Raw genomic sequence first — 473 nt, forward strand, 5'->3', positions numbered from 1 at the left:
CATATTGGTCTATCGGCGCCTTGGAGAACGATAGCGTCTTGTTACTGGTGTCGACGTAGACAACGTCTGACTTGGGGACCTCGACGGTAATCGGGTTCCTCAGCGCATTCATCATGTCTGCGCTGATGGGCGCCTCGTTCGAATTCCAGCGCCACTGCGGAAACACAAGGCTGTTGTAGCCCCCTCTGCCATCGCCCTCGAATCCGGCCATCCAAGCCGTCAACGTCTGCCGCGCCGTCTCCACCGGCGTTCCACCCTCCGTCACGATGCTCGTGCGCTTGTTCACCACCGAACGCGCTGCGATGTCGATATCCCCATCGGCCTCGATGGTTGCCGAACTATTGACCAGCGCGTTCATCTGGTTCGCCGGCATGCCGCCGCCGTCCCGCGTGCCATCGCGAGCGATCTGGAGGTTGCCCATGCTGTAGATCGTGGCGCCGTCGGTGTTCGAGACGGCATTGCTGGCGTAGATC

The 473-nt window shown here is 61.1% G+C and carries 1 protein-coding gene; it reads right to left on the reverse strand.

From position 1 onward, the window contains the following. A partial coding sequence (locus AC1DDH_RS20590) for a hypothetical protein (RefSeq protein WP_476956230.1) occupies positions 1-473 on the reverse strand: 473 nt, incomplete at both ends.

Source organism: Arthrobacter sp. 10T425 (assembly GCF_056393985.1).